The sequence below is a fragment of the Streptomyces sp. NPDC059567 genome (assembly GCF_042735655.1).
GTDB lineage: Bacteria > Actinomycetota > Actinomycetes > Streptomycetales > Streptomycetaceae > Streptomyces.
This window is the reverse complement of record NZ_JBHWBS010000154.1, coordinates 1-7,311: the sequence shown is the minus strand read 5'-3', so window position 1 is coordinate 7,311 and position 7,311 is coordinate 1. Positions and strand designations below refer to the sequence as shown.

General features: G+C 70.2%; 8 protein-coding genes. 1 reads left to right on the top strand and 7 read right to left on the bottom strand.

Features of this window, described 5'->3' with window-relative positions; all coding sequences use genetic code 11:
- Positions 1 to 76 precede the first annotated feature (76 nt).
- The 7 genes from ACFVZW_RS35610 to ruvC form a co-directional block, all read right to left on the bottom strand.
- Positions 77 to 628 (bottom strand): adenine phosphoribosyltransferase, encoded by a 552-nt coding sequence (locus ACFVZW_RS35610; RefSeq protein WP_384530541.1) that lies wholly within the window; start codon positions 626 to 628, stop codon positions 77 to 79.
- Positions 625 to 1,722, bottom strand: a complete 1,098-nt coding sequence (secF, locus tag ACFVZW_RS35605; protein ID WP_384530539.1) for a protein translocase subunit SecF — start codon at positions 1,720 to 1,722, stop codon at positions 625 to 627. The genes ACFVZW_RS35610 and secF overlap by 4 nt, the downstream gene beginning before the upstream one ends.
- Before the next feature lies 1 nt (position 1,723).
- A complete protein-coding gene (secD, locus tag ACFVZW_RS35600) occupies positions 1,724 to 3,517 on the bottom strand; it encodes a protein translocase subunit SecD (RefSeq protein ID WP_384530537.1) in 1,794 nt (597 codons plus the stop codon).
- Positions 3,518 to 3,661: 144 nt separating this feature from the next.
- Positions 3,662 to 4,129 (bottom strand): preprotein translocase subunit YajC, encoded by a 468-nt coding sequence (yajC, locus tag ACFVZW_RS35595; protein WP_384530535.1) that lies wholly within the window; start codon positions 4,127 to 4,129, stop codon positions 3,662 to 3,664.
- A 176-nt stretch (positions 4,130 to 4,305) separates the two neighbouring features.
- A complete protein-coding gene (gene ruvB, locus ACFVZW_RS35590; protein ID WP_384530533.1) occupies positions 4,306 to 5,385 on the bottom strand; it encodes a Holliday junction branch migration DNA helicase RuvB in 1,080 nt (359 codons plus the stop codon).
- Positions 5,386 to 5,586: 201 nt separating this feature from the next.
- Positions 5,587 to 6,219 carry a Holliday junction branch migration protein RuvA gene (gene ruvA / locus ACFVZW_RS35585; RefSeq protein WP_384530531.1) on the bottom strand — a complete coding sequence of 211 codons (633 nt, stop codon included), beginning with the start codon at positions 6,217 to 6,219 and terminating at the stop codon, positions 5,587 to 5,589.
- Complete coding sequence (ruvC, locus tag ACFVZW_RS35580) at positions 6,216 to 6,749, bottom strand: crossover junction endodeoxyribonuclease RuvC (protein WP_384530529.1); 534 nt, start codon at positions 6,747 to 6,749, stop codon at positions 6,216 to 6,218. The genes ruvA and ruvC overlap by 4 nt, the downstream gene beginning before the upstream one ends.
- A gap of 214 nt (positions 6,750 to 6,963) precedes the next feature.
- Between ruvC and ACFVZW_RS35575 the strand changes: the two genes are divergently transcribed.
- The gene (locus tag ACFVZW_RS35575; protein ID WP_362372335.1) at positions 6,964 to 7,266 is read left to right on the top strand and encodes a hypothetical protein; all 303 of its coding nucleotides are present in this window, start codon (positions 6,964 to 6,966) and stop codon (positions 7,264 to 7,266) included.
- The last annotated feature ends 45 nt before the right edge of the window (positions 7,267 to 7,311 follow it).

The following is a 7,311-nucleotide window of genomic DNA, read 5'->3' as shown; positions in this document are numbered from 1 at the left end:
CTCCATCGGGATCGGGTCGTCCGGCCCGACGTCGGCATGGGCACTCGGATTGTCCGCCATGGCGGTAGGTGCGGTGTCAGACCGTGATCAGCGCCTCCAGCGGGGCGCCGCGCAGCGCGGGCTCCAGCCGGGCCCGCCCGGCGAGGAAGCCGAGCTCCATGAGGACCGCGACACCCGCGACCTCGGCGCCTGCCCGCCGGATGAGCTCCAGCGATGCCTCCGCGGTACCGCCGGTGGCGAGGACGTCGTCGATGACCATGACGCGGTCGCCCGCGGCCAGGTCCTCGGCGTGCACCTCGATCTCGGCGGTGCCGTACTCCAGCTCGTACGCCTGCTTCAGCGTCGCACCGGGCAGCTTGCCGGCCTTGCGGACCGGGATGAAGCCCAGGCCCGCGCGGACCGCCACCGGTGCGGCGAGGATGAAGCCGCGTGCCTCCAGGCCGACGATCTTCGTCGCGCCGTGCGTGGTGCACAGCGCGGCGAGGGTGTCGGTCAGGACGGTGAACGCCGCCGGGTCCGCGAGCAGCGGGGTGATGTCCTTGAACAGCACGCCCGGCTTCGGGTAGTCGGGGACGTCGCGGATCCGGCTGAGCAGCAGATCCGCGGTGCCCTGCGTCGCCTCGGTCATCCGTGGTTCTCCGAGGGCCGACCCCGACGGCCGCGCTGGCCGACCACGGCGGTCCGGTCCTCGTCCTCGAAGCCCTCGGCGCTGTCGTCGGCGTCGGGGCCGTCCAGGGGCTCGCCCTTGGCGGCCGCGGCGGCCCGCTTGGCGAGCACCCGCTTCCTGAGCGCCTTGATCGCCGGCTCGCGCTCCTTGAGGTCGGCGACGAGCGGGGTGGCGATGAAGATCGAGGAGTACGCGCCGGCGGCGAGGCCGACGAACAGCGACAGCGAGATGTCGTTCAACATGCCGGCGCCCAGGACACCGCCACCGATGAAGAGCAGACCGGCGACGGGCAGCAGCGCCACGACGGTGGTGTTGATCGAACGGATCAGGGTGCCGTTGATCGAACGGTTGGCCAGATCGCTGTACGTGTAGCGGGTCTGCTTCGTGATGTCCTTCGTTCCCTCCTTGAGGGAGTCGAAGACGACGACCGTGTCGTACAGCGAGTAGCCGAGGATCGTCAGCAGACCGATGACCGTACCGACCGTGACCTCGAACCCGACGAGCGAGTAGATGCCGACGGTGATGGTCAGGTCGTGGATCAGGGCGATGAGCGCCGCTACCGCCATTCTCCACTCGAAGGCGATGGCCAGATAGATCACCACCAGGAACATGAAGATCCCGAGACCGGTCCATGCCTTGTTGGCGATCTGTTCGCCCCAGCTGGGGCCGACCAGCTCCGCCGCGATCTTGTTCTCGGCGATGTTCAGGTCCTTGGCGAGCTCGGCGCGGACCTGGTCGGACTGCGCGGTGTCGAGACCGCCGACCTGGATGCGCAGCGCGCCGCTGCCGAGCTTCTGGACGAGTGCCTCGTGGCCGGAGGCCTCTTCCGCGGCCTCCTGCGCCTGGGAGACCGAGACCTCGGACTTCGGGGTCGTGAAGACGGCGCCGCCCTGGAACTCGATGCCCATGTTCAGGCCGCGGACGGCCAGGGCCACGATCGCCGTGATGGTGATCAGGATGGACAGGCCGTACCAGAGCTTGCGGTTCCCGATGAAGTCGTAGGCGACCTCACCGCGGTTGAGCCGGGCGCCGAGACTGTCGTGCTTCTTCGCCATCTCACGCCTCCTTCGGGTCGACGGGGGCGGAGACACGGCGGGAGCGGCGCAGCGGCGGCTTGGCGCCGAGGCGCTTCGGGTCCAGTCCGGACCAGGCGTGGCCCTCGCCGTAGAACTTGGTACGCGCGAGGAGCGTCATCAGCGGCTTGGTGAAGAGGAACACCACGACCACGTCGAGCAGGGTGGTCAGGCCGAGGGTGAACGCGAAGCCCTGGACCTTTCCGACGGTGACGATGAAGAGCACCGCGGCGGCGAGGAACGACACGAAGTCGGAGACCAGGATCGTGCGCCGGGCACGGGGCCAGGCGCGCTCGACGGCCGGGCGCAGCGTGCGGCCCTCGCGGACCTCGTCGCGGACTCGTTCGAAGTAGACGATGAACGAGTCGGCGGTGATACCGATGGCCACGATGGCACCGCAGACGGCCGGCAGGTTCAGCGCGAAGCCGATGGCCGGGCCGAGCAGGGACATGATCACGTACGTGAGCAGGGCCGAGGCACCGAGGCTGAGCAGGGCGATCAGGGAGAGGCCGCGGTAGTAGACGACCAGGTAGAGGACGACGAGTCCGAGACCGATGGCGCCGGCGATCAGACCGGCCTCCAGCTGCTCGCCGCCGAGGGCGGCGGTGACGGTGTCGACGCTCTGGGTTTCGAAGGAGAGCGGCAGGGCGCCGTAGGACAGGATGTTGCCGAGGTCCTGGGCGGACTGCTGGGTGAAGCTGCCGGAGATCTCCGCGTTGGCGCTCAGCGCCGACCGCACCGACGGGGCCGAGACGACCTCGCCGTCCAGGACGATCGCGAACTGGTTCTGCGGCTCCTGCTGCTGCGCGAGCTTGCTGGTGATCTTCGAGAACTTCTTGGCGCCTTCGTCCGTGAACTCCATGTTCACGATCCACATGCCGCGCTGCTGGTCGAGGACGCCCTTGGCGTTGTCGACGTCCTTGCCGTCCACCTCGGCCGGGCCGAGGAGGTACTTGGCGTCACCCTCGGCGCCGCATGCGACGGTCGGCTGCTCCGGCGGAACGACACGGGCCGGATTGGGCACGACCTTCTCGGCTCCGGCCTTCCCGGCCTTGGGAGTGCAGTCGAGCGCGGCGAACTGCTCCTGCAGCTTCGCGTTGGCCGGGTCGGCGGGAGGCGTGGTCGTCGCCGTGGGGTCCGGGGACTTCGAGGCGCCCGACGAGGGGGTGCCGGAGGCACCCGGGCTGGGCGCCTTCAGGGCCTCGCTGACGGCGCGGCCCTGTGTGGCACCTGCGGAGGGGGTGGCCGATGCGCTGCCCTTACCGGCCTCCGGCGTGGCCGTGGCCGACGGGCTCGCGGAGGAGCCGGCGGACGGCTTCGCGGACCCGGACGGCGTGGGGCTGCCGGACGGCGCCGGGGTCGGCGCGCTCGGGGCCCAGGCCAGTACCGGTCGGAAGTACAGCTGAGCGGTCGTGCCGACCTGCTCACGGGCCTGCTTCTCGTTCACACCCCGGGGGATGTTGACGATGATGTTCTCGCGGCCCTGCGTCTGGACCTCGGCCTCGGAAACGCCCAGACCGTTGACACGGCGGTCGATGATCCCGACCGCGGTGTTCATGTTGGTCTCGTTGACGGCGTCTTCCTTGCCCGGCTCGGCCTTCGCCTTCAGCGTGATCGACGTACCGCCCGCAAGGTCGATGCCGAGACGCGGCGTGGTGTGCCCAGACCAGAACATTCCGCCCGTGAGCGCGACCATGGCGATCAGGATCAGAGCCAGGGCACGCCCCGGCCTGCTCTGGCCCCCCGCCGGCCGTCGGCCCTTCTTCGGTGCTGCCACCTTGTCGTTTCTCCCTGTCCAACCGCCCTGCGCCGGGTGTGCGCGGTGCGGCCACGAAGTGTGTGTGGGGACCTGCCCCCGCAGACGTGGAACCGTGCCGGGGACCGCGGACGCCGGTGGGCGTCCGCCGGTCCCCGGTCGCGACTACTTCGCCTCGGTCTCGCCGCCGGCCTTGTCGTCCTTCTTGACCTCGGCGTCGGCCTCGACGGCCTCGACCTTCTTGGTCAGGTCCGGCTTGGCGTCCTCGGCGACCTCGTCCGACGCGTCGGCGTCGACCGACTCGGTCAGCGAGGAGGCGTCGTCCGGGACGACCGTCTCGGTGTCCGGCTCGTCGCCGTGGACGATGCGGTTGTACTCGTCGTCCGCGAGGACCGCGCCGATGGCGTTCTTCGCGTAGACGGCGTGCACGCCGGGAGCGACCTCGAGGAGGACGGTCTCGTCGCCGATCTCCTTGACGGTGGCGTACATCCCCCCGATCGTGCGTACGCCGGTGCCGGGCTGCATCTCGTCGCGCATCTGCGCGGCCGCCTGCTGCTTCTTCTTCGCAGAGCGGGTCATCAGGAACATGGCCCCGATGAGGACGATGAAGGGGAGGAGGGTCACGATACTCACGGGACGGGTTTCCTTCGCACGGACGCGGAGATCCCGCGGCCTGATCTTCGGGGGTGGGCGTGCCGGCCAGAAAGGTCGGCATCGGCGGAGTCTAGGCGAGTCCGCATCGTTGGAACAACGTCCAGCATCGCACCCTGGTTCCTCGTCCGACGAGTCTCCGCGCCGTCACGGCATGGTCACGCCCCGAAGAGCCCCTGTTGTCCGCTTCCTGGCGTGCCCGGGGCCGCTGCCTGCGGCGGAACGAGTCCGAGATGGCTCCATGCCGCGGGAGTGGCGACCCGACCACGGGGCGTACGCGCCAGGAGTCCCTCGCGTACGAGGAAGGGTTCGGCGACCTCCTCGACGGTCTCCCGCTCCTCCCCGACCGCGACGGCGAGGGTCGACAGGCCGACCGGCCCGCCGCCGAAGAGCTTGAGCAGGGCCTCCAGGACCGCGCGGTCGAGACGGTCGAGACCACGGCTGTCCACTTCGTACACCCCGAGTGCCGCGGCGGCGATCTCGCGGTTGATCACTCCATCGGCCCTGACCTGAGCGTAGTCGCGGACGCGGCGCAGGAGGCGGTTGGCGATCCGGGGCGTGCCCCGGGAGCGGCCGGCGATCTCGGCGGCTCCGGCGGTGTCGATCTCGACGTCGAGGAGTCCGGCGGAGCGGTGGATGACGCGCTCCAGCTCGGCGGGGTCGTAGAACTCCATGTGGCCGGTGAAGCCGAAGCGGTCCCGGAGCGGGGGCGGCAGGAGTCCGGCCCTGGTGGTGGCGCCGACCAGGGTGAAGGGCGGGAGTTCCAGGGGGATGGCGGTGGCGCCGGGGCCCTTGCCGACGATCACGTCGACGCGGAAGTCCTCCATCGCCATGTAGAGCATCTCCTCGGCGGGGCGGGACATGCGGTGGATCTCGTCGAGGAAGAGGATCTCTCCCTCCTGGAGGGAGGAGAGGATCGCGGCGAGGTCGCCGGCGTGCTGGATGGCGGGGCCGGAGGTGATCCGGATCGGGGCGTTCATCTCCGCCGCGATGATCATCGACAGGGTGGTCTTGCCGAGGCCGGGGGCGCCGGAGAGCAGGACGTGGTCGGCGGTGGCTCCGCGCTGGCGGGCGGCCTTGAGGACCAGGTCGAGCTGCTGGCGCACCTTCTCCTGGCCGACGAACTCGCTGAGGTCCTTGGGCCGCAGGGCCGCCTCGACGGCCTGGTCGTCACCCTCTGCGGCCGCGGCGACGATGCGCTCGTCGGCGGGCGGTGCGGTGTCGTCGTCCCAGTTCACGTGGTCTGCCTTCTCGGTGTCGTGCGGTGGTGTGCGGCGTGCGGGCGCCTGCTGCGGACTTCTTCCCCCTCCCCTTCCCGAACCGGGGGCGCCCCCCCCCGGACCCCCGCGCGGCCTGCGGCCGTGCCGCAAACGCCGGACGGGATGAAAATTCCGCCCTACGGGGTCTGGGCCGGAGCCCCGGTTCGGGAAGGGTCCCCGTCAGCGGGCGCGGTTCAGGGACTGGAGGGCCGCCCGCAGGAGCTGCGGGACCGGTGCCGAGCCGCCCGCGGCGATCGCCTCCTCGGCCTGCGGCGTAACCGTCGCGACCGCCTCCTCCGCCTCGCGGGACGCGTAGCCGAGGCCGATGAGGGCGGCGGCCAGCTGCTCCGTCCACGGCGCCGGACCGGAGGCCACCGCACGCTGCGCGCCGACGAGGCCGCTCGTGCCGAGCGGCTGCCCCAGCTTGTCCTTCAGTTCGAGGAGGAGCTTCTGCGCTCCCTTCTTGCCGATTCCGGGCACCGCGGTCAGCGCCTTCTCGTCCCCGGTGGAGACCGCGAGGCGCAACGCGTCCGGGCTGTGGACGCCGAGCATGGCCTGGGCGAGGCGGGGTCCGACGCCGCTCGCCGTCTGGAGCAGCTCGAAGACCTGGCGCTCGTCGTCGTCGGCGAAGCCGTAGAGCGTCAGGGAGTCCTCACGGACCACCAGCGACGTGGCGAGTCGGGCTTCCTGACCGATCCTCAGGCCGGCGATGGTGTTCGGAGTGCATTGGACGGCCATGCCCACGCCGCCGACCTCGACGACCACGGTGGTGGGGGCGAGTGCGGCGACCGGGCCGCTGACAAAGGCGATCATGCGGAACGGCCTTTCGTTGCGTGATGGGCGGCGACGGCCTGCTGGAGTCGGTTCTGGGCAGGGGCCCGCCAGATGTGACAGATGGCCAGGGCGAGGGCGTCCGCCGCGTCGGCCGGCTTGGGCGGGGCGGAGAGCCGTAGCAGCCGGGTGACCATGGCTCCGACCTGTGCCTTGTCTGCGCGGCCGCTGCCGGTGACGGCTGCCTTGACCTCGCTGGGGGTGTGCAGGGCGACCGGGATGCCGCGCCGGGACGCGCAGAGCATGGCGACGGCGCTGGCCTGGGCGGTGCCCATGACCGTACGCACGTTGTGCTGGCTGAACACCCGCTCCACGGCGACCAGTTCCGGTTGGTACTCGTCGATCCAGGCCTCGATGCCCTGTTCGATGAGGACGAGCCGCGCGCCGATCTGATCGTCCGCAGGGGTGCGCACGACGCCGACTCCCAGCATGGTCAGAGGGCGTCCGGCCACGCCGTCGACGACCCCCACGCCACACCGCGTCAGCCCGGGGTCGACACCCAAGACACGCACAGCCCCTCCATCCTTCGGCAACCGCCCGAAGGCTACCGGCTGCCACTGACAGCACGACCGGCCACTCGGCCCGGCGACCCGACAGGTCGGCGACAGGGGACGGTTTTCCAGCTTTACCTCCGTGATCTTCAGTCACTATGATCACCAGAGTTCGCACGTTTGACCGACGTGCAGACGTTCGATTAGTAGATCGTTCAACTCAATAGGGGGATACATGCGTCGCATGTCCAAGATCGGCGTCACTGGCGCCGCAATCGCTCTGGCCACTGTCGGCCTCAGCTCGCCCGCCCAGGCGGCGTCCTCGGAGATCCACCGCGGCAAGACCGGCTGCTTCAGCTGGTCCTGGGCCGAGGGCTGGACCACCACCACGGTGTACTACCGCAACACCTGCTCCTACGAGGCGTCGATGAACGTCTGGTGGCAGGACGGCCGGACCAGCAGGATGAAGAAGGTCACCGCCGCGGGCGGCGCGTCGGGCAGCGTCAAGAACTCGGGCGACTTCAAGCGGATCGACTGAACGTGATCCCGTATCCCGCTGATTCCTGACACTGCCGGGATTCAC